19 protein-coding genes are annotated in these 19,206 nt (G+C 63.3%); 7 read left to right on the top strand and 12 right to left on the bottom strand.

Annotation, left to right across the window (positions count from 1 at the left end; genetic code table 11):
- The first annotated feature begins 16 nt into the window (after positions 1–16).
- Complete coding sequence (fdhD, locus tag AC1RTP_RS24265; RefSeq protein WP_498611206.1) at positions 17–829, top strand: formate dehydrogenase accessory sulfurtransferase FdhD; 813 nt, start codon at positions 17–19, stop codon at positions 827–829.
- A complete protein-coding gene (moaB, locus tag AC1RTP_RS24270) occupies positions 826–1,311 on the top strand; it encodes a molybdenum cofactor biosynthesis protein B (protein WP_498611207.1) in 486 nt (161 codons plus the stop codon). The genes fdhD and moaB overlap by 4 nt, the downstream gene beginning before the upstream one ends.
- Here the strand turns inward: moaB and AC1RTP_RS24275 are convergent.
- Genes AC1RTP_RS24275 through AC1RTP_RS24290 form a run of 4 tightly spaced genes read right to left on the bottom strand, consistent with a single transcriptional unit; the run spans position 1,304 to position 6,827 of the window.
- Positions 1,304–2,188, bottom strand: a complete 885-nt coding sequence (locus tag AC1RTP_RS24275; RefSeq protein WP_498611208.1) for a bestrophin family protein — start codon at positions 2,186–2,188, stop codon at positions 1,304–1,306. The genes moaB and AC1RTP_RS24275 overlap by 8 nt on opposite strands.
- 3 nt (positions 2,189–2,191) lie before the next feature.
- Positions 2,192–3,154, bottom strand: a complete 963-nt coding sequence (locus AC1RTP_RS24280; protein WP_498611209.1) for a cytochrome d ubiquinol oxidase subunit II — start codon at positions 3,152–3,154, stop codon at positions 2,192–2,194.
- 3 nt (positions 3,155–3,157) lie between these two features.
- Entirely contained in the window at positions 3,158–4,516 is a 1,359-nt protein-coding gene (locus AC1RTP_RS24285; protein ID WP_498611210.1) for a cytochrome ubiquinol oxidase subunit I, read from the bottom strand.
- On the bottom strand, positions 4,509–6,827 hold the full coding sequence (locus AC1RTP_RS24290) for an FdhF/YdeP family oxidoreductase (protein ID WP_498611211.1): 2,319 nt from the start codon (positions 6,825–6,827) through the stop codon (positions 4,509–4,511). The genes AC1RTP_RS24285 and AC1RTP_RS24290 overlap by 8 nt, the downstream gene beginning before the upstream one ends.
- A gap of 112 nt (positions 6,828–6,939) precedes the next feature.
- Here AC1RTP_RS24290 and AC1RTP_RS24295 point away from each other — a divergent pair, with 112 nt between their 5' ends.
- A complete protein-coding gene (locus AC1RTP_RS24295) occupies positions 6,940–8,367 on the top strand; it encodes an aminotransferase-like domain-containing protein (RefSeq protein WP_498611212.1) in 1,428 nt (475 codons plus the stop codon).
- Here AC1RTP_RS24295 and moaA read toward each other — a convergent pair.
- Positions 8,350–9,372, bottom strand: coding sequence for a GTP 3',8-cyclase MoaA (gene moaA, locus AC1RTP_RS24300; protein WP_498611213.1), 1,023 nt, complete (start codon positions 9,370–9,372; stop codon positions 8,350–8,352). The two genes, AC1RTP_RS24295 and moaA, sit on opposite strands and share 18 nt — an antisense overlap.
- 133 nt (positions 9,373–9,505) lie before the next feature.
- Here moaA and AC1RTP_RS24305 point away from each other — a divergent pair, with 133 nt between their 5' ends.
- Both AC1RTP_RS24305 and AC1RTP_RS24310 read left to right on the top strand, forming a co-directional pair.
- Complete coding sequence (locus AC1RTP_RS24305) at positions 9,506–9,976, top strand: nuclear transport factor 2 family protein (protein ID WP_498611214.1); 471 nt, start codon at positions 9,506–9,508, stop codon at positions 9,974–9,976.
- A gap of 3 nt (positions 9,977–9,979) precedes the next feature.
- Positions 9,980–10,537 (top strand): TetR/AcrR family transcriptional regulator, encoded by a 558-nt coding sequence (locus AC1RTP_RS24310; RefSeq protein ID WP_498611215.1) that lies wholly within the window; start codon positions 9,980–9,982, stop codon positions 10,535–10,537.
- 65 nt (positions 10,538–10,602) lie between these two features.
- Here the strand turns inward: AC1RTP_RS24310 and AC1RTP_RS24315 are convergent, their stop codons facing one another.
- The 6 genes from AC1RTP_RS24315 to AC1RTP_RS24340 all read right to left on the bottom strand — a co-directional run bounded on the left by AC1RTP_RS24315 (position 10,603) and on the right by AC1RTP_RS24340 (position 15,035).
- Complete coding sequence (locus AC1RTP_RS24315; RefSeq protein ID WP_055934583.1) at positions 10,603–10,890, bottom strand: hypothetical protein; 288 nt, start codon at positions 10,888–10,890, stop codon at positions 10,603–10,605.
- 135 nt (positions 10,891–11,025) lie between these two features.
- Positions 11,026–11,706 carry an ABC transporter ATP-binding protein gene (locus AC1RTP_RS24320; protein WP_498611216.1) on the bottom strand — a complete coding sequence of 227 codons (681 nt, stop codon included), beginning with the start codon at positions 11,704–11,706 and terminating at the stop codon, positions 11,026–11,028.
- Positions 11,707–11,709: 3 nt separating this feature from the next.
- Positions 11,710–12,498 carry a phosphonate ABC transporter, permease protein PhnE gene (gene phnE / locus AC1RTP_RS24325; protein WP_498611217.1) on the bottom strand — a complete coding sequence of 263 codons (789 nt, stop codon included), beginning with the start codon at positions 12,496–12,498 and terminating at the stop codon, positions 11,710–11,712.
- Positions 12,495–13,340 (bottom strand): PhnE/PtxC family ABC transporter permease, encoded by an 846-nt coding sequence (locus AC1RTP_RS24330; protein WP_498611218.1) that lies wholly within the window; start codon positions 13,338–13,340, stop codon positions 12,495–12,497. The genes phnE and AC1RTP_RS24330 overlap by 4 nt, the downstream gene beginning before the upstream one ends.
- 3 nt (positions 13,341–13,343) lie before the next feature.
- Complete coding sequence (locus AC1RTP_RS24335; RefSeq protein ID WP_498611219.1) at positions 13,344–14,165, bottom strand: phosphonate ABC transporter ATP-binding protein; 822 nt, start codon at positions 14,163–14,165, stop codon at positions 13,344–13,346.
- Between the two features lie 3 nt (positions 14,166–14,168).
- Positions 14,169–15,035 carry a putative selenate ABC transporter substrate-binding protein gene (locus tag AC1RTP_RS24340; RefSeq protein WP_498611220.1) on the bottom strand — a complete coding sequence of 289 codons (867 nt, stop codon included), beginning with the start codon at positions 15,033–15,035 and terminating at the stop codon, positions 14,169–14,171.
- Positions 15,036–15,146: 111 nt separating this feature from the next.
- Here AC1RTP_RS24340 and egtD point away from each other — a divergent pair, with 111 nt between their 5' ends.
- Positions 15,147–16,148, top strand: coding sequence for an L-histidine N(alpha)-methyltransferase (gene egtD / locus AC1RTP_RS24345; protein ID WP_498611221.1), 1,002 nt, complete (start codon positions 15,147–15,149; stop codon positions 16,146–16,148).
- Entirely contained in the window at positions 16,141–17,319 is a 1,179-nt protein-coding gene (gene egtB / locus AC1RTP_RS24350; protein ID WP_498611222.1) for an ergothioneine biosynthesis protein EgtB, read from the top strand. Before egtD ends, egtB begins: the two co-directional genes overlap by 8 nt.
- Positions 17,320–17,406: 87 nt before the next feature.
- Here egtB and AC1RTP_RS24355 read toward each other — a convergent pair whose 3' ends face one another.
- On the bottom strand, positions 17,407–19,008 hold the full coding sequence (locus AC1RTP_RS24355) for a methyl-accepting chemotaxis protein (RefSeq protein ID WP_498611223.1): 1,602 nt from the start codon (positions 19,006–19,008) through the stop codon (positions 17,407–17,409).
- Positions 19,009–19,206: the final 198 nt, after the last annotated feature.

The raw sequence follows: 19,206 nt of genomic DNA on the forward strand, positions 1-19,206 counted from the left end.
GAAAGTGAGGTGAACCATGCTGGACGAAATTGCAATCCCCCGCGTTGGGTATCAAGAGCGCGCCATTGTGCGCCACCGGAAGACTGCGCAAATCGCAGCGACCGACCATGTGGCGGAAGAAGTGCCGGTGGCACTGGTTTTCAACGGCATATCCCATGCCGTGATGATGGCCACGCCCTGCGACCTGGAAGAACTTGCCGTTGGCTTCGCGCTGACGGAAGGCATCGTGCGCTCCTGCGCCGAAATCTACGATATCGACGTCCATGTGCTGCCCGGCGCGGCGGAAGTCCAGATGACGATCGCCCAGGGCGCCTTCATGCAGCTTAAGGAGCGCCGCCGTTCGCTGGCGGGCCGCACAGGCTGCGGCGTCTGCGGCATTGAAAGCCTGGAGCTGCTCGACCTGGAGCCTGAGCGGTTCGAGCGTCCTGCGCATGCCATTTCCCCCCTGGCCATCGCCCGTGCTGCGCGCGAACTTGGCCAGCACCAGGCGTTGATGCGCCAGACCGGCGGTGTCCACGCAGCCGCATGGTGCGCCCCGGACGGCGCCGTGCAATACGTCTTTGAAGACGTGGGGCGCCACAACGCCATGGACAAGCTGGTCGGCCATCTCGCCATGCTGCGCGCAGACCTGGGGGAGGGCTTTGTTTTCCTCTCCAGCCGCGCCAGTTACGAGCTGGTACGCAAGGCGGCTCGCGTCGGCATTCCCATGCTGGCGACGATTTCCGCGCCAACCTCGCTGGCCATCGATATTGCACGTAAAGCGGGCCTGAAGCTGGCCAGTTTCTGCCGCGCCGACGGTTTTGTTGAATATACGGGAGGTGTGGAATGAGCCTGCGTTGCGCTGTTTTCACAGTCAGCAACCGCCGTACGGCGGCCGACGACACTTCCGGCGACCTGCTGGCGGAGCGCCTGCTCGGCGCCGGCCACCAGCTGGTGCGGCGCGCCATCATCCCCGATGGGCGTTATGAAATCCGCCGCGTGCTAAGCGACTGTATCGCCGACGCGGAAGTGCAGGTGGTGATCATGAACGGCGGCACCGGCTTCGCTGCCAATAATGAGGTGCCGGAAGCGGTGACGCCCCTGCTGGACCGCGAAGTCCCGGGCTTTGGCGAGTTGCTGCGCCAGCTGTCATATGACGACATCGGCAGCTCGTCGCTGCAAGCCCGCTCGCTGGCGGGTTTCGCCAACGGCACCTTGATCTTCTGCCTGCCCGGTTCCACGGGCGCTTGCAAGCTGGCTTGGGACGGCATCCTTGCCGAACAGCTGGACCACCGCCACAAGCCTTGCAACTTCGTTTCCCACCTCAATTGATACGGAAATCCTTGCCGACCGGGAGTTCGGGCGGTAAGGGTTCACCGCACAGGTCGAGCACCGAGCGTTCGATGGTGCGGCACATCGCCTCCAGCGCGAGGCTGTTCGGTGCATCGCCGAATGGATCGCCGATCTCCTGCGCAATCGCTTCCAGCGCAAACAGCGTGTAAGCCACGAAGACCGAAATCACCGGCGTCGCAGCGCCAATGGCATGCACCAGGCCGAAAGGCAGCAGGAAGCAGTACACGTATATGGTCCGGTGCAGCAGCACGGCGTACGGGTAGGGGATGGGTGTACTGGCAATGCGTTCGCAGCCGCCAACCGCTTCGGCCAGGCCGTTCACCTGTGCATCCAGCATCCACAGGGTTTGCGCCGGCGCTTCGGCGTCGCGTAGTGCGCAGCGCATATCGTGCAATATGGCGACAGGACGGTATGTGTGCTGCTGCAGGGCCGACGCGGCCTGCGCACCGAGCAGGCGTTCGACATCGGCCTGCGGCGAGCTGCCGCGTAGCTGGTGGCGCAGCAGGTGGGCGAAGGTGATGACGCGCCGCGCGCACAGCAGGCTGTCGTGACGCGTGGCGGGCAGGTAGGCCTGCACCTGCGAAACCAGGTTGCGGCCGGCAATGAGGATGTGACCCCAATGCTGGCGCGCTTCCAGGTAGCGCTGGTAGCTGGCGTTGTTGCGGAAGGCGAGGAAAATCGCCAGGCTCACGCCAAGCAGGGAGAACGGCGCCGTTTCGAGAGGCACGCGCTTCCCGAGCAGGGCCACCATGCTGACCGCCAGCATCAGCCCCAGTTGGGGCAGGATGGCGGGCAGCACGGAGCCATGCCACGTGAGCAGCATGCGAAACCAGTTATCGCTTGGTCGTATGATCATCGTTCAATGGTGGCCCACCCGGCCACGGAAGACGTAATACTGATACAGATTGTAGCCCACCATGATGGGGAAAATCAGCGCTATCCCGCACAGCATGAAGGCCATGGTGGCGCTGTCCGAAGCTGCCTGCGCCAGCGTCAGGCGTCCCGGCACGACATTCGGGAACAGGCTGACCGCCAGGCCGGCGAAGGAGGCGAGGAACAGGCCAATGGCGCCGCGGAAGGGGCCGTAGCTGGCGCCAATGTGGAGCGCATACAACACATAGGCCGCCGCAAACGCTGCCAGCAGGGCCAGGGGTGCCAGGATAGCCAGCACGCCAGGTTCCATCCAGCGGTCATGCCCGATCTCGCTGGAGAACAGGGTGCCGGCCGACAGGACGATGGCCGCGCCGACCGTCGCAAGCAGGCTGGTGACGGCATGGCGGCGCGCCGTGACCACCAGCCGGCCGTGCGCCTTCTTAACCAGGTAGGTCGCGCCCAGCAGGACATAGCCTGCCACCACGCCAGCCGCGCACAGGGCCGTGAAGCCAGCCGCCGTGCCGCCCGGAGCCAGGCCTGTAATGACCTTGCCCAGCACAACGCCCTGGCAAATGGCGCAGCCAAGACTGCCAAGGCCAAACGCCACGTCCCAGCCGCGCTTACGGTCGGCGGCGTGGCGGAACTCGATGGACGCGCCGCGCATGATCAGGCAGGCCACCAGCAGCATAATGAAGGGATACAGCTGCTCCATCAGCATGGCGTAGGCCAGGGGGAAGGCGCCGAACATGGCGCCGCCGAGAACTACCAGCCAGGTTTCGTTGGCGTCCCACACGTGGCCGATGGAAGTGTAGATCTGGTCGCGGTCCTCTTCGCGTTCGGTGATCAGGCTTAGGATGCCTACGCCCAGGTCGAAGCCGTCGGTCACGACATAAATGGCCAGCATCAGGCCCATAAGCCCAAACCAGGCCGTCGTCAGGATGTCATGCATGATTTACTCCTTTGGAGGCTGTTGCAGCAGGTCGGGACCCGCAAGCAGCCATTTACGGACAAAGATCGTGAACGCGGCCAGCAGCACCGTGTAGAACAGTAGGAACATCGCAATGCTCGACCACACTGCGCCAGCAGCCACCGAGGAAGCAGCGTCGCCCGTGCGCAGCATGCCGTACACGGCCCATGGCTGGCGGCCCACTTCGCGCACGATCCAGCCGCATTCGACGGCAATGTAAGGCAGGGGGATGCACAGAGCCCAGGCCAGCAGCAGCTTCCGGCGGGACAGCAGCGCCGTCAGGCGGCCAGCGGTGCCGCGCAGCGACCACACGGTCCAGATGCCCAGCGCTGCCAGCAGCACGCCGATACCAGCCATCACGCGGAAGGCGTAATACAGCAGCGGAATTGCAGGCGGCTGGTTTTCTTGCGGGATGTCGCGCAAGCCGGTGACCTTGCCGTTGGTGTTGTGCGTGGCAAGCACGCTCAATACCGCAGGCACTTCGATGGACCAGTCATTGCGCTGCTCCTTGGCATTCGGCCAGGCAAGCAGCGACCATGGCGCTCCGGCGCCGTCTGCATTGGTTTCCCAGTGGCCCTCGATGGCTGCGCCCTTGGCCGGTTGCAGCTCGAACAGGGCGGCGCCGCTGGCGTCACCCACCAGCACTTGCAGCGGTGCCACCACCAGCAGGGCAGAGAGCGCGACGCGGAAGGAGCGGGCAAAGAAGTCTGGATTGCGGCGGCGGTACAGGTGCCAGGCCGAGATGCCCGCCACCACGCACAAGCCGGTCTCCATGGCGCCGAGCCACATATGGGCCACGCTCTGGAACATCGACGGGTTGAAGATGGCGGCCACGTAGTTAATTACGACAGCGCGGCCGTTTTCAATGATAATGCCGGCCGGAGTCTGCATCCAGGAATTGGCGACCATGATCCAGAAAGAGGAAACGGTCGATCCGAGCGCCACCATGGCGGTTGCAAAGAGGTGCATCTTGCGCGGCACCTTGCCCCAGCCCCACAGCATCACGCCGATGAAGCCGGCCTCCAGCATGAAGGCCATGGCGCCCTCGAAACCGAGGATATTGCCGATAAAGGAGCCGGTGAAGCGGGAGAAGGGCGCCCAGTTGGTGCCGAACTGGAATTCCATCGGCAGGCCGCTGACCACGCCGACCGCGAAGTTCAGCACCAGCAGCTTGCTCCAGTAGCGCACGTGGTGGTAGTAGATCACTTCGCCCCGGCGCAGCCACATCACCTCCATGGTCAGGATGAAGGCTGACAAGCTGATGGTCAGGATGGGCCACAAGATGTGGAAGATGGCCGTCAACGCGAACTGCGCGCGCGACAGCAATAGAGTCGCTTCATGCATGATGTTCCCCTTTGGCCGGATGCAGCAGCACCGGGATCGATTTCGAGGTTGGCGTGCCTGCACCGTCGGCTACGCTGGACAAAGGCACCAGCGGATTGGTCTCCGGGTAGTAGGCGCCGACGCAGCCGCGCGGAATGTCGTAAGCCACCAGCAGGAAGTCGTCGGCGCGGCGTTCGATGCCGTCGTCCCACACGCTGGTAATGTCGACGCGCTGGCCGTCCTTCAGGCCGAGCATTTCCAGGTCCTGCGCATTGATGAACACCACGCGGCGCAGGCCGAATACGCCGCGGTAGCGGTCGTCCAGGCCGTAGATGGTGGTGTTGTACTGGTCGTGCGAGCGCGTAGTCATCATCGTCAGCAGGCGCTTGCCGTGCGTGGCGCGGGCACGGTGGATCGGCGTGTCGCGGTCCACGGCGTGCGGGATGAACTGGGCCTTGGCACTTGGCGTTGCCCACTCTCGCTCACGCGAGGCAACCTTCAGGTGGAAGCCACCCGGCACGGCAACGCGTGCGTTGTAGTCGTAGAAGTCATCGAAGACTTTTTCGATGTCGTCGCGGATAGCGGCATAGTTGGCGGTGCGGCCCGGCCAGTCATAGCCTGCCTTGCCCAGGGTTGCTTCGGCCATGCCGGCCACGATGGCGATTTCCGACCGCAGCTGCGGCGATGCGGGCTCGTTGATACCGAAGGAAATGTGCACCATGCTCATGGAATCTTCCACGGTGACGCCTTGTGCCACCCCTTGCTGCAGGTCGACTTCGGTGCGGCCCAGTGTCGGCAGGATCAGGGCGTCGCGGCCGTGGATCAGGTGGCTGCGATTAAGCTTGGTGGCGATGTGCACGGTCAGTTCGCACTTGCGCAAGCCTTCCCAGGTGCGCGGCGTATCTGGCGTGGCTTGTGCGAAGTTGCCGCCCAGGCCAATGAATACCTTGACGCGCCCATCGAGCATGGCCTGGATAGTGGACACTACATCGTAGCCATGGTGGCGCGGCGGCTCGAAGCCGAAGACCTGTTGCAGGCGGTCGAGGAAAGCCTGGGTAGGCTGTTCCTCGATGCCGACGGTGCGGTCGCCTTGCACATTGGAGTGGCCGCGCACGGGGCACAGGCCTGCGCCGTCACGGCCGATATTCCCGCGCATCATCATCAGGTTGGACAGCATCTGGATGGTCGGCACAGAGTGCTTGTGCTGCGTCAGGCCCATGCCCCAGCATGCGATCACCCGCTCGCTATGCGCATACAGGAGGGACAGGCGCTCGATCTGCTCGCGTGGCACGCCGGATTCCTCGACCAGCACCGGCCAGCTCTCGTCGCGCAGGTCGCGTGCGAAGTCGTGGAAGCCGAGCGTGTGGCTGGCGATGAAGTCGGTGTCCAGCAGGCGCGGTTGGCCAGCCGCCAGTGCCTCGTCGTCCAGTTCCACCAGGCGTTTGGCCATGGCCTTGATCAGGGCGAAATCGCCGCCCAGGCGCGGCTGCACGAACATGGAGCTGATGCGGGTGGCGGAGTTGGTCGCCATTTCGATCGGGCTTTGCGGATCCTGGAAACACTGCAGGCCGCGTTCCTTCAAAGGATTGATCGACACGATGGCGGCGCCGCGCTTGGCGGCATGGCGCAGTTCACCCATCATGCGCGGGTGGTTGGTGGCCGGGTTCTGGCCGAAGACCAGGATCGTGTCGGCCAGTTCAAAGTCGTCCAGCGTGACCGTGCCCTTGCCGATGCCGACCGTCTGCGGCAGGCCGCGGCTGGTGGCTTCGTGGCACATATTCGAGCAGTCGGGGAAGTTGTTGGTCCCGTACATACGGGCAAACAACTGGTAAAGGAAGGCGGCTTCGTTGCTGGCGCGGCCGGAGGTGTAGAAGGCCGCCTGGTTGGCGTCGGGCAGGGCGTTCAGGTGTTCCGCCACCAGGGCAAAGGCTTCATTCCATTCGACCGGGAAGTACTTGTCGGTGGCGGCGTCGTAGCGCATTGGCTTGGTCAGGCGGCCATGCTGTTCCAGCTCGTAGTCGGTCTGTTCCAGCAGCTCGGTCACGGTATGCGCGGCGAAGAATTCAGGCGTGACGCGCTTGCTGGTTGCCTCCGCCGCCACGGCCTTGACGCCGTTTTCGCAGAATTCGAAGGTGGATGTGTGCTTGCGGTCGGGCCAGGCGCAGCCGGGACAGTCAAAGCCGTCCTGCTGGTTCTGCGCGAACAGGGTGCGCAGGTTGCCCGCGGTGACGCGCTCGCGGTACAGGTTCACGGCCACATATTTCAGCGCGCCCCAGCCGCCGGCGGGATTGGGATAGGGGGCGATGTGGCCTTCGTTCTCTGGTTTTGCCATGTTGATTGACTCCTTTCGAGGGGTAGCACCAGTGTCGTTCCTGGGGCGTCCCTGTGGCGGGTACAGAATTGGCGGTCGTAGAGCAGTACAGTGCTGCGCTATACTGGTTTGCATGAACCTCTATGAAAACCTGGCGGCCGATATCGAATCGCAGGTACAGCGCGGCGTGCTGCTGGAAGGCGAAAAGCTGCCGTCCGTGCGCCAGACCAGCCAGCGGCGCGGCCTGAGCGTGAGCACCGTGCTGCGCGCCTATTCGCTTCTGGAGAGCAAAGGGGTGATCGAAAGCCGCCCGCAATCCGGCCATTTCGTGCGGGCCCGGCCGCGCGCCAACGCCCGCGCGTCCGCCTCGGCACAGGCCGCCCCGCTGGAGTTATCGTCGGAAGTCGATGTGAGCCGGCTGGTGCTGTCCACGCTGCGCACCATCCGCAGCGAGGGCGCGGTGCCGCTTGGCTCGCCTTATCCCGATCCGGCGCCGTTTCCCTGGCCGCGCATCAGCCAGTACGCCAACGCCATTGCGCGACGCAGCCAGCACTGGAGCGTGATCGACGACCTGCCGCCGGGGAATCCTCAGCTGATACGGCAGATCGCGCGCCGCCACATGGAGAATGGACTGGCGGTAGATCCGTCCGAAATCATCATCACCGTCGGCGCCACCGAGGCGATCAACTTGTGCTTGCAAGCAGTTGCCAAGCCGGGCGACGTCATCGCCGTGGAGTCGCCGACCTTCTACGCCATGCTGCACGCCATCGAACGCCTGGGCATGCGTGCGCTGGAGCTGCCGACCGATCCGCGCGATGGCCTCAGCATCGAAGCGCTGCGTGCGGCACTGGCGCAGCAGAAGATCGCGGCTGTCATGGTTATGCCCAACTTCCAGAACCCGCTGGGCTTCCAGATGCCGGACGAGCGCAAACGCGAACTGGTGGATTTGCTGGCGCAGCACGATATCCCGGTGATCGAGAACGACGTGTACAGCGAGCTGTATTACGGCGACAGCCATCCGACGTCGCTGAAGACCTATGACACAAAGGGCCTGGTGCTGTACTGCTCATCGTTTTCCAAGAGCCTGACAGCGAACTACCGCATCGGCTGGGCGCTGCCGGGCCGCTACACGGCACAAGTCGAAAAGCTCAAATTTCTGAACACGCTGACCACGGCCTCGCTGCCGCAGCTGGCCATTGCCGGCTACCTGCAGAACGACGGCTACGACCGCCACCTGCGCAAGGTGCGCAAGGGCTATGAGGAAAGGGCGCGCATGATGGCGTCCGCTGTGCAGCGCTTCTTCCCGGCGGGGACCCGCGTATCGGAACCGCAGGGTGGCTATGTGCTGTGGGTCGAACTGCCGCGCGGGGTGGACGCCATGCAGTTGTACTCAAAAGCGCTGGAACACAAGATCACCGTCGGCCCGGGACATATGTTTTCGGTACGCGGTACGTACGCCAACTGCATACGCCTGAATTTCAGCTATCCCTGGTCGAAGGAAATCGAGGAGTCCTTGCGCACGCTGGGCAAGATCGTCGCCAAACTAGCCACCAACCAGTGACATGCGCACTACGCGGTGCCGCCGTTCGGCGGGACTGCGCTGCTCGGAGTAGCGGTCGCCGCGTGCTTGCCACAATGTGCGGATGCGCTGTGCCAGCGCCGCTTGCTGCCCCGCGCCCAGTACAGGGCGCAAATCGGCGCCATCCTGGGCGAACAGGCAAAGGTACATCTTGCCGTCCGCCGTCACCCGGGCGCGCGTGCAATCGCCGCAGAAAGGTTGCGACACGCTGGCCACGAAGCCCACGCTGCCCGCGCCATCCGCATGGCGCCATATGCCGGCCGTGGCGTGGCCGCGCGGCTCACTGTCCGGCAGCAAAGGGTAACGGTTCTGTACCACGGTGCGCATGGCCGTGGCATCGAGCACCTTCTCAGGATTCCAGTACTGCGCGCCGCCCACATCCATGTATTCGATGAGGCGCAGCTCCACGCCGGTGTGGCGGAAGTGCTCAACGAGTGGCAGGATCTGGCTGTCGTTCACGCCGCGCTCGATCACTGCATTCACTTTCAGCGGCGCCAGGCCGACGCGCTGCGCGGCTGCGATCCCTTCCAGGATGTTCGCCACGGGGAAGCCGACTCCATTCATGCGGCCTGCCAGCTTGTCGTCCAGCGCATCGAGGCTGACGGTAACGCGCCGCAGTCCCGCATCCTTCAGCGCCTGCGCCTTCGCAGCCAGCAGGGCGCCGTTGGTGGTGAGCGCCAGGTCCAGCGGCTGCCCACTGAGCGTGCGCATGGAGGCCAGGCGCTCGATCAGCTGCGGCAAATCCTTGCGCAGCAGCGGTTCGCCGCCAGTCAGCCGGATCTTCTCCACGCCCAATTCCACAAAACCCCGCGCCACGCGTTCCAGCTCGTCGAGCGAAAGGCGCTCGCTGGCGGACAGAAAAGGGTAGTCGGGGCCATAGCTTTCCTTCGGCATGCAGTAAGGGCAGCGGAAGTTGCACTGGTCGATGACGGACAGGCGCAAATCCTTCAGCGGCCTGCCGCGGGTGTCTATGAGATCGGTATCCATAAAGCACAGCTTATCGGCGCAGGGATGGCCTGGGGCAGCACAGTCCTGGACTGGACAAAGGAGTACAGTGTGCTATATTTTCCTGTACCGATCGGTAAATTGTGATCCGATTGGTACACTTAAAGGATAAATCATGTCTATACGACCACCTGTACCACCCTTCACCCGCGAGAGCGCCATTGAAAAAGTCCGCCTGGCCGAAAACGGCTGGAATACCCGCGATCCTGAAAAAGTTTCCCTGGCATACACCGAGGACAGCTGGTGGCGCAACCGCGGCGAGTTTGTGCAAGGCCGCGCCGCCATCGTCGCTTTCCTTCAGCGCAAGTGGACGCGCGAGCTCGATTACCGCCTGATCAAGGAGTTGTGGGCGCATGACGGCAACCGCATCGGCGTGCGCTTCGCCTACGAATACCGCGACGATTCCGGCCAGTGGCACCGTGCTTACGGCAATGAGAACTGGGAGTTCGACGACAACGGCTTGATGCACCACCGCCATGCCAGCATCAACGAGCACACCATCAAGCCGGAAGAGCGTAAATTCTTTTGGGACCGCAGCGGCCCGCGTCCGGACGACCATCCCGGCCTGACTGAGCTGGGGTTCTAAGCCATGGCACGCGTTGTCGCAGAACGGGAAGACGTGATCCCGCTGGTGGGGGAAGTCTTCCGCACTTATGGCTTTGAGGGCGCCAGCCTGTCCCGCATCACCGAAGGGACAAAGTTGGGCAAGGGCAGCATCTACCACTTCTTCCCCGGCGGGAAGGATGAGATGGCGGCCGCCGTGCTGGCCGAAATCGAGCAATGGTTCCGTCTTCACGTGTTCGAGCCGCTGCGTGAAAGTGCGGATGCTGAGCAGGGCATCGCCACCATGTTTGCTGAGGTGGAGCGTTATTTCCTGTCCGGGCAACGCGTGTGTTTGGTGGGCGTGTTCGCGCTAGGCAATGAGCGCGACCGTTTCGCCGTCGCCGTGCGAGATTACTTTGAGGAATGGATCGAGGCGCTGGCCTCAGCGCTGGTGCGCAGCGGCCATAAAGGCAAGCAGGCGACCGCGCTGGCGGAGGAAGTCGTGGGCGGAATCCAGGGCGCACTGGTGCTGGCGCGTGCCTTCGACAGGCCGGCGGTGTTCAGGTCTACGCTGAAGAGATTGCGGGAAAGGCTGGAGGAATAAAGGCGGTAATGGCGCCGGTGAATGCGATGCCGGCGCCAGGCATCTTATCTCAGTGCGAACCGAGCTCAGTGTACTGAGGCATTCGATAGTTCTTTAAGCTCACGGATAGAAAGCTCAGATTTCTCATGCATGCGCAGCAGGATGGTGGCCCCGACTGCCAGCTTGCGGTGACGGATCTTGCTAATAATAGGTGGTTGCACTTCCAGCACCCGGCAAAGCTCCGCGTCATTCTTGAGGTGCATCTTCTCAATTAGCGTGTCTAGCAGCTTGTTTGGTACGAAACTGGATGGTTCCAGTGCTCGTGCCCGGTTCATTGCCTCGATTAGTTCGAGTTTCTTCTGCCTGACGCTCATTTGCTCCTCCTTTACGTTGTTCACTACGTGGATAGAAAAAGCAGACTTGCACGTTGTCTTAATAACCAAGCAAGTTAATTAAATAATACTCCGGTTACAAAAAAATGAAAGAATTTGTGAGAAAAATAATGGGTTTTATTGCGCGGCAGGGTTGACGAGTGTTGTAACTTCGAGGCCACTTTTGGTGAGGCGCAGCACTTTGTCGGCTTGCGCAGCGGCGGCGGGGGAATGGGTGACCATGATGGTCGTTGCGCCGCTCGATTTGAGTTCCTGATGCAACAGTTGCAGTATGGAATTTGCTGTATCGGGATCTAGGTTGCCGGTCGGCTCGTCCGCCAGAACCAGGGCCGGGCGGTGCACCAAGGCACGGGCAATGGCAACCCGTTGCATCTCGCCGCCGGAAAGTTGATGGGGGTAATCGCGGCCGCGGCCGCCAAGGCCAACGGCATCAAGCATTTCAAGCTCGCGCCCTTGTGGCAAGCCATTCAGCAGCAATGGCAGGGCCACGTTCTGCTGCAAGGTGAGATGCGGCAGCACATGGAAGGCTTGAAAAATGAAACCCATGCGCGCGCGGCGCAGGCGGGTGGCGGAATCGTCGTCGAGCGAAGCGAGCGGAGTACCGTTAATGATGATAGTTGGTTGCTCGCTGGGATCTGGCTGGTCAAGGCCGGCAATCAGATTGAGCAAGGTGGACTTGCCCACGCCAGAGTCGCCCATGATGGCGACGAATTCTCCAGGCTCGAAATTCCAGCTCAGGCGGTCCAGGACGCGCCGCTCGTTAGAGTAACTTTTGGTTAAATTATGTAACCGCAGCATGGCTTAACGGGTGAGGGCGCGGCGCAGCGCAAAGCTGAGTGCATCGACCACTGCAACCAGCAGAAGCATGGCGAGGATCACCGTCGCGGCACGTTCCATCTGGAACAGTGACAGGTGGAATTTAAGCATCTGCCCCAAACCGCCGGCGCCCACCACGCCCAGCACGGCGGCGGCGCGGATATTGTTCTCCCAGCGGTACAGCGTGTACGAAAGCATTTGCGGCAGGGTTTGCGGCAGGGTGGCGTAGAAGAAGGCTGCCATCGGTGTGGCGCCGTTCAGGCGCAGGCTTTGCTCAGGCAGCGGCGGCGCGTTTTCCAGCGCATCGGCGAACAGGCGGCCCAGCACACCGGCGGTGTGCGCGGCCAGCGCCATGGTGCCGGCAAATGGACCCAGTCCGGCAGCCACCAGCAGGATCGAAGCCCACACCAGTTCCGGGATCGAGCGCAGCACGTTCAGCAGGCCGCGGATTACGGCACGCGGTGTGCGGCCGAAGCGTCCAGCGGCGGGAATCGCCAGCAGCAGGCCTCCCGCCACGGCGAGAAGGGTGCCGAGCGCCGACATGGCCAGCGTTTCAAGCGTCGCGATAGCGGTCTTGCGCAGGAAGCCGCTGGCCAATTCCGGCGGCGCGAAGCCTGCCAGCAAGTTGCCGGCGCTTTGCATTGCTGCTACGGTGAACAGGTCGCCCAGTTTGAGTTGCAGCGTGGCGAAACTGGCGATGACAAGGGTGGTCAGCGCGGCGCCGAACAGCCATCCGGACCAGTTGCGCGCGGGTGGCGCGGGCATATGGCTCATCCCAGGCTCCTGCGTAAGTATTTGGATACCAGGTCGGCCGCAGCCGCCAGCAGTACGAACACAATCAGCATGGTGGCGACTTCGCCGCCCACCATATTCCTCGTCGATTCTTCCATGCGCTGCCCCAGGCCGCCGGCGCCGACAAACCCCATCACCACCGAGCCGCGGATCGCGCATTCCCAGCGGTAGACGGTGTAGGACACCAGCTCCGACGCAGCCTCCGGCAAAGCACCATACAGCAGGGCAGCCAGACGCCCGCTGCCGTTTTGCAGCAGCACGTCGCTGGCGTGGTGGTCGGTGGATTCGAGAATTTCGGCATACACCTTGCCCAGCATGCCGGCATAAGTGAGGGCCACGGCCAGCACGCCTGCCGTGGCGCCAAGGCTGAAGATACGCACGAACAGCAGCGCCCATACCAGCTCCGGCACGCTGCGCAGCAGGACCAGCAGCCAGCGCACCAGCTGGCGCACGATGCGGGGGAAGGGCGCGATGCGGCCGGTGCCGATGCGCGAAATCGACAGGCGCTCGGTAACGATCAGCGTGGCCGGAATGGCGCCCAGCAGCGCAAGCGTCAAGCCGCAGGTGGCGATGGCCACCGTCTTCCATGCCTCACGCGCCACCAGGGCGAGGAACTCGGCATCATGTGCGGGCATGAGGAAGGCCGACAGATACTGCCCGGTGGCGTGCAGGCTTTGCAGGTCGAACAGCGTCCAGGGATAGAACTCGGTCACCACCACCAGCGGCCAAAGCAGGGCGATGCCGAGGATGATCGTCGCTAAGCGCTGGCGCCAGGCGGGATCCGGATGGTGGGGCGAGAGGGGAACGGCGGGGACGTTATGCATCGCTTACAGGCACGCCCCAACGGCCAGCTTGGCGGCCATTTCATCCGGCTGCGGCGAGTTCGCAGGCGGCAGTTCGCCGAGGTAGAGTTCATCGACCATGGCTTGCGTGACCTGGTCGCGCGGCAGGTCGAAGACGACGCGGCCATTTTTCAGAGCCACGATGCGTGGGAAATGGGCCAGCGCCAGGTCCACCTGGTGCAGGCTGCACACCAGCAGGGCGTTGCGCTCGCGCGCTTCCTGCTGCAAGGTGTTCAGGGTCAACTGCGACAGGGCTGGGTCCAGCGCCGACAGCGGTTCGTCGACCAGCAAGGCCTGGGCCGACGACAGCAGCAGGCGCGCCAGGCCGCAGCGCTGGCGTTCGCCGCCCGACAGGCGGTCCACGCGGTCATACAGCTTGTCGCCCAGATTGAAGCGTGACAGCGCGCGGTAAGCGGCTTCCGGATCGGCGGGCTTGAACAGCGAGAGCAGGGCCTGGCCCAGGCTCCACTTGGGCAGGCGCGCCGCCAGCACGGCCGTCACCACGCGCTGGCGCGGCGGCAGCGGCGGCGTTTGCGGCGCCAGGAACAGGCGAGCGCGCATGGCGTGGCGGCCAGCGTCCGTCAGTTCCCAGGGATCAGTGCCGAAAGCCTTGAACCCGCCGCTATCCGGCTTATGCGCGCAGGCGAGGGTGGAGAGCAGGGTGGTCTTGCCGGCGCCCGAAGGACCGATCAACGCCACCTGCTCGCCAGGCTCAAATTCCAGTGAAATGTCTTGCAGAGCGAGGCCGCGCGAACCGCCGATGTGGCGGACCGAGAGGCCCCGCAATTCGTACCAGGCAGAAGACATTGATTACTTCAGCAGGCCGGCGTTTTTGGCAGCCGCTTCAATGTTTACGTAGTTGGCAGCCTTGGTCGGGATGAACTTCGACGCGCGCTGCAGGTCCAGGATCGCCTTGTCTTCAGGCTTGGCGCTGTCCAGCGCCAGGAAAGCGTCGGTGATCTTCTTCTTCAGCGCGTCCGGCATGTCGGAACGGACGGTCCAGTTGTAATCGTAGTATGCCGGGGTGGTGTAGAACACGCGCACCACGGCAGGGTCGACTTTTTTCTGTTCATTCAGCTTTTCCCACACCGAGATATTCAGTGCACCGGCATCGACCTTGCCGCCGGCAACGGCAGCCACGGTGGCGTCGTGCGCGCCGGAGAAGGAAATGCGTTTCAGGTCGGTGTCCGGATCGATCTTGGCCGCCAGCAGGAAGGAACGCGGCATCAGGTGGCCGGAAGTCGAGGACTCGGAACCGAAGCTCAGGGTCTTGCCTTTCAGGTCGGCCAGGGAGTTGATCGACTTATTGGTGGTCACGAACACTGAGCGGAATTTTTCATCTTCCACGCGCTGCACCAGCGGCACGACTTTGCCCTTGCTCAGGTGGTTGGCCTGGACGAAGGTGAAGCCGCCGAACCATACCATGTCCAGTTTGCCGTTGATCAGGCCATCCACGGAGGCGGCGTAATCGGTGACAGGTGTGAACTCCACCTTCATTGCCAGTTTTTTCTCCAGGTATTCGCCCAGCGGCTTGAATTTGCGTTGCAGCTCAGTTGGCGCCTCGTCAGGAATGGCCGAAACACGCAGGACTTGCTGGGCTTGGGCGCCGGCAGCGGCGAAGAGCACACCGGCTGCAAACAGGGCCGATTGTATGGTGCGGAGGGAGAAGATGGACATGTGCGATCCTTTTTTTGATGTTAATGACGAGCCGCACGCCTCGTACGAGGGCACGGTACCTGGTCTTGGATATTCAGCTATCATAGCAAAAATGTCCCAGGAGCCTGAGTCATGACCTTGTCACGCACGGCAGCGATCCACGTGGTCGCACCGCAAACGAGAAGCAAACCATTGGGCATCGCCTATGGCGACCCCGCGACAATTGCCGAGATCAGCGCCGGCTTGCTCGCCCCTAAGGCAACAACATCACCAAAATATTTCTACGACAGCCTGGGCTCGCACCTGTTCGAAGCAATCTGCGAGCTGCCCGAGTACTACCCGACCCGCACCGAAGCCGCAATCTTCACCCGCCACGGCGCCGACATGGCAGCCCGCATCGGACCGGGCATGACCCTGGTTGACCTGGGCGCCGGCAATTGCGCCAAGGCCGCCAGCCTGTTTCAGCTGCTTCAGCCGAGTCAATACGTACCGATCGATATCGCCGGCGATTTCCTGCATGAAGCGGCCGCGCAGTTGCGCCAGCGCTTCCCTGCAATCGACATCACGCCGCTGGTGATGGACTTGTCGCAGCCGCTCTTGTTGCCGCCTTCTGTGCCGGTGGCGCGCCGCCAGTTCTTCTATCCAGGCTCCTCGATCGGCAATTTCACGCCGCATGATGCAGTGAATTTCCTGCGCCAGGTGCGGGAGAATGTTGGCGCCGATGGCGGCCTGCTGATCGGCGTGGACCTGGTCAAGGACAGCGCCGTACTCGATGCAGCGTACGACGACGCGATCGGCGTCACCGCCGCCTTCAACCTGAATCTGTTGCGTCACTTGAACCACCTGGCCGGCGCCGATTTCGAGCCGGAGCAATGGTGGCACGTCGCCTTCTTCAACGAAGCCGAAAGCCGCATCGAAATGCACCTGGAAGCACGCAGCGCGCTGACTGTGCGCTGGTGCGGGGGGGAGCGCAGGTTCGCGCAGGGCGAGCGTATCCACACCGAGAACAGCTACAAGTACACACTGGAAGGATTCAGCAAGCTGCTGTCGGAAGCTGGTTTCCGTGTCGATGGCACATGGACTGATGATGCGCACTGGTTCGCGGTGATGCACGCCGCAGCGGCATATGCGTGACACTGGACTCTGGACCGAACGCTACGCGCAAGTGCGCGCGGCCACCATGGCGCTGGCCGAGCCGCTGTCCGACGAGGATTGCGGCGCGCAGTCTATGGCCGATGCGAGTCCGGTTAAATGGCACCTGGCGCATACGACCTGGTTCTTCGAGACCTTCATTCTCGAATGTTACGAGCCAGGTTTCCAGCCCTTCCATCCAGCGTTTCGGGTGCTGTTCAACTCCTATTACAACGGCGTAGGCGACAAACACCCACGGCCACAGCGCGGCCTGTTGACGCGGCCTTCGATGGCAGAAGTGCGCGCCTATCGCGCGAATGTAGACGCCCGCATCGCCGCACTGGCCGCACGCCACGCTGCCGCGGACGCCCGCCTGGCAGCGCTGCTTACGCTCGGCCTGCAACATGAACAGCAGCACCAGGAACTGATCCTCGCCGACGTCAAGCACCTGCTCGCGCAAAACCCAATGGCGCCAGCGTATTTGCCGCGCGCAGCGCAGCCAGCAGCTGCTGCCGTCTTAGCGCCTGCCTGGCAACGCTTTGACGGTGGCGTGCACGAAATCGGCCACACGGGCGACGCCTTCTGCTTCGATAACGAACTGCCGCGCCACAAGGTCTACCTCGTCCCGTTCGAACTAACCACGCGACTGGTAACGAACGCCGAATTCCTCGCCTTCATCGAAGCCGGCGGCTACAGTAACCCAAGCCTATGGCTGGCGGAAGGCTGGGACTGGATTCGCGCGAATGGAATCGAAGCCCCTATGTACTGGCGGCGCGGCGAAGAATGGACATGCTTCACGCTGCGCGGCCAGCAGCCGCTGGCGCTGGACGCCCCGGTAACGCACATTTCGCTGTTTGAAGCCGACGCCTACGCCCACTGGGCCGGCGCCCGCCTGCCGACAGAAGCCGAATGGGAGCACGCAGCAAATCACGCCGTGCTCAGTGACATGTTCGGCCACTGCTGGCAATGGACCAGCAGCAGCTACGCACCATACCCCGGCTTCCACCCGGCGGAAGGCGCGATCGGCGAATACAACGGCAAGTTCATGGTCAACCAATACGTGCTGCGCGGTTCCAGCCTCGCCACGCCATCAGGCCACTCCCGCCCCAGCTACCGCAACTTCTTCCCAGCCAGTGCCCGCTGGCAATTCACCGGTCTTCGCCTAGCGAGATAAAAGTCGGGGTCAGGTCGAGCAAATGGACACGGGCTCAACCGCAATGCGGTTGAGCCCGTGTCCATTTGCTCGACCTGACCCCGACTTTTAAGCTGCAATGCGGCGGACTTCGTGGCGGGTTGGGGCTGCCAAAGCGGCGTGGTCGCCGGGGAGCCGGAAGCGGGCGACCAGGCGCTCCAGTTCGCCGGCCTGGTCGCTCATGGCGGAGGCGGCGGCTGCCGCTTGCTCGACCAGTGCGGCGTTCTGCTGCGTTGTCTGGTCCATCTGCATGATGGCGGTGTTCATCTGTTCGATGCCGTCCGTCTGCTCGCGTGTTGCGAGCGAGATTTCGGCGACGATGCCGGTCACGCGCTGCACCGATGCGACCACTTCTTCCATCGTGGCGCCGGCCTGGGCGACCAGCCGGGCGCCGGCGTCCACCTGCTCGACTGAGCTGGATATGAGTTCCTTGATTTCCTTGGCTGCGCTGGCGGAGCGCGCCGCGAGGTTGCGCACTTCGCTGGCGACGACCGCGAAGCCGCGCCCTTGCTCGCCGGCGCGTGCTGCTTCCACTGCCGCATTCAAGGCCAGGATATTGGTCTGGAATGCGATGCCGTCGATCACCGAGATGATATCGACGACCTTGCGGGAGGAGTCGTTGATCGATCCCATGGTCGTCACCACCTGCGACACGACGTCGCCACCTTGCCGGGCCACGTGGGAGGCGGAACTGGCCAGCTGGTCGGCCTCCCGCGCATTGTCGGCGTTGGCCTTCACGGTTGACGTCAGTTCTTCCATCGAAGACGCGGTTTCTTCCAGCGCCGAGGCCTGGCTTTCGGTGCGCGCCGATAAATCCAGGTTGCCGGTGGCGATTTCACTGGATGCCGAGGCAATGGCCACCGTGCCATGGCGCACCTGGCCGACAATCTGCGATAGCGCTTCATTCATTTCGTGCAGGGCGTGTAGCAGCTGCCCGGTTTCGTCCTTCGTGCTGGCCTTGATCTGGCTGGTCAGGTCGCCTGAAGCCACGGTGCGCGCCACTTGCAGCGCATAGTTGATGGGGCGCGTGATCGAGCGGGTGACCCACAGCGCGCATGCTGCACCGATCGCCAGCGCTGCCAGGCCCAGCGCGACCATCACGGCGAGGGCGGAGCTGATGTGCTTTTTGATTTCCGCGCCGTTGGCGGTGACGATGCTGTCCTGGAGGTCCGCCAGCTTGCCTACCGTGTCCTGCAACCTGGCCAGGCGCGGCATGGTCTCGGACATGGCGCGTTGTGTAGCCTGTTCGCGTTGGCCGTCGGCGAGAAGTTTCAGCACGCCAGTGAAGGATTGAACGTAGGCGGCGCGGTCGCTGGTCACTTGTGCCAGCAGTTCGCGACCCTCTGGGCGGTAGACCAGCTTATCGAGCTTGGATAGCGCGTCGGTGATGATGGCTTTGTTGTTGTCCACTTCCTTGCGCAGTTGTGCGGCCTGCGCCGGATCGGTCGCGATCAGCAGTTGCAGCACCAGCGCCGCGTTGGCGCGTGTGGTGGCGGTAATGGTAGCCGCCGCATCGGCCTTGACCCAGTCCTTGTCGATGATGGTGCTACTGAGCTCACCGATATTGGACAATCGCTGGCTGCCGACGGCGATCAGCATCGCCATCAGCGCGAAGACTATCGCGAAACACAAGCCCAGGCGGGTCCCGATCTTCAGGTTGGCAATGCGCATGACTGCTCCTTCCGGCGGCGAGGAAAACGATTTACCAGTATAGGCCTGTCTCTTCTCCACATCTGACGCTGCCGACGAAGTATCAGTTGTGTAGATCTCGGTGGTCGCCGTATCATTAAAAAGGGGGGGGGGGGGGGGGGGGGGGGGGGGGGGGGGGGGGGGGGGGGGGGGGGGGGGGGGGGGGGGGGGGGGGGGGGG

Source organism: Pseudoduganella sp. GW821-FHT11H04 (assembly GCF_058807935.1).

Excerpts from the sequence above, each read along its gene's own strand:
- egtB (WP_498611222.1), top strand. The coding sequence starts at position 16,141 with ATGCGTGACACTGGACTCTGGACCGAACGCTACGCGCAAGTGCGCGCG.
- AC1RTP_RS24280 (WP_498611209.1), bottom strand. The coding sequence starts at position 3,154 with ATGCATGACATCCTGACGACGGCCTGGTTTGGGCTTATGGGCCTGATG.
- AC1RTP_RS24330 (WP_498611218.1), bottom strand. The coding sequence starts at position 13,340 with ATGCATAACGTCCCCGCCGTTCCCCTCTCGCCCCACCATCCGGATCCC.
- AC1RTP_RS24285 (WP_498611210.1), bottom strand. The coding sequence starts at position 4,516 with ATGCATGAAGCGACTCTATTGCTGTCGCGCGCGCAGTTCGCGTTGACG.
- AC1RTP_RS24310 (WP_498611215.1), top strand. The coding sequence starts at position 9,980 with ATGGCACGCGTTGTCGCAGAACGGGAAGACGTGATCCCGCTGGTGGGG.
- AC1RTP_RS24335 (WP_498611219.1), bottom strand. The coding sequence starts at position 14,165 with ATGTCTTCTGCCTGGTACGAATTGCGGGGCCTCTCGGTCCGCCACATC.
- AC1RTP_RS24355 (WP_498611223.1), bottom strand. The coding sequence starts at position 19,008 with ATGCGCATTGCCAACCTGAAGATCGGGACCCGCCTGGGCTTGTGTTTC.
- moaB (WP_498611207.1), top strand. The coding sequence starts at position 826 with ATGAGCCTGCGTTGCGCTGTTTTCACAGTCAGCAACCGCCGTACGGCG.
- AC1RTP_RS24315 (WP_055934583.1), bottom strand. The coding sequence starts at position 10,890 with ATGAGCGTCAGGCAGAAGAAACTCGAACTAATCGAGGCAATGAACCGG.
- moaA (WP_498611213.1), bottom strand. The coding sequence starts at position 9,372 with ATGGATACCGATCTCATAGACACCCGCGGCAGGCCGCTGAAGGATTTG.
- AC1RTP_RS24295 (WP_498611212.1), top strand. The coding sequence starts at position 6,940 with ATGAACCTCTATGAAAACCTGGCGGCCGATATCGAATCGCAGGTACAG.
- AC1RTP_RS24290 (WP_498611211.1), bottom strand. The coding sequence starts at position 6,827 with ATGGCAAAACCAGAGAACGAAGGCCACATCGCCCCCTATCCCAATCCC.
- phnE (WP_498611217.1), bottom strand. The coding sequence starts at position 12,498 with ATGAGCCATATGCCCGCGCCACCCGCGCGCAACTGGTCCGGATGGCTG.
- AC1RTP_RS24305 (WP_498611214.1), top strand. The coding sequence starts at position 9,506 with ATGTCTATACGACCACCTGTACCACCCTTCACCCGCGAGAGCGCCATT.
- AC1RTP_RS24275 (WP_498611208.1), bottom strand. The coding sequence starts at position 2,188 with ATGATCATACGACCAAGCGATAACTGGTTTCGCATGCTGCTCACGTGG.
- AC1RTP_RS24320 (WP_498611216.1), bottom strand. The coding sequence starts at position 11,706 with ATGCTGCGGTTACATAATTTAACCAAAAGTTACTCTAACGAGCGGCGC.
- egtD (WP_498611221.1), top strand. The coding sequence starts at position 15,147 with ATGACCTTGTCACGCACGGCAGCGATCCACGTGGTCGCACCGCAAACG.
- AC1RTP_RS24340 (WP_498611220.1), bottom strand. The coding sequence starts at position 15,035 with ATGTCCATCTTCTCCCTCCGCACCATACAATCGGCCCTGTTTGCAGCC.
- fdhD (WP_498611206.1), top strand. The coding sequence starts at position 17 with ATGCTGGACGAAATTGCAATCCCCCGCGTTGGGTATCAAGAGCGCGCC.